General features: G+C 25.1%; 1 protein-coding gene. It reads left to right on the plus strand.

Translation table 11 applies throughout. From position 1 onward, the window contains the following. Positions 1–517: hypothetical protein (locus AZI32_RS18705; protein WP_162266761.1), on the plus strand; the 517-nt coding region annotated here is incomplete at both ends.

The raw sequence follows: 517 nt of genomic DNA on the forward strand, positions 1-517 counted from the left end.
AATGTAGATGTATTTGCAAGTCAAATTAATTATAATAATGGGCAAATAACTTCTGAAGAAGCTGGATTTACAGATATGGCAAACCAGGCAAACTTAGTTAAAATAGAAGAATCAAAAAATGACTTATTAAAATCTAACTTAAAGGTCCATTTCCAAGATGGTAGAGAAGAAATAAAGATTTATATACCAGATAAATATAAACCAAAGGAGATAGATAGTATAAAAATACTTGAAGGAGGAAGTGGAGAATTCAGCGATATAAAGTTAGATGAGAAAAGTCTTCATCATTTTGTTATAGAAAAGAGAAATGATAAAGATTTTAATAAAGATAAAATAGGTGATAAATTTAGTGAAGAAAATCAATTTAATATAGAAATTAAGTTTAAAGAGAAAAAAGATAGTCAAGAAATAGAAATAACAGAAGTATGGAATATAAAGTTTAGGATTAATGAAGATAAAAAACTTGAAGCATATTATCACGTTATTAGTTCAAGATCAAAATCTATAGATAATAATG

The organism is Clostridium sp. ATCC 25772 (assembly GCF_001573875.1).
Taxonomy (GTDB): domain Bacteria; phylum Bacillota; class Clostridia; order Clostridiales; family Clostridiaceae; genus Clostridium_J; species Clostridium_J senegalense.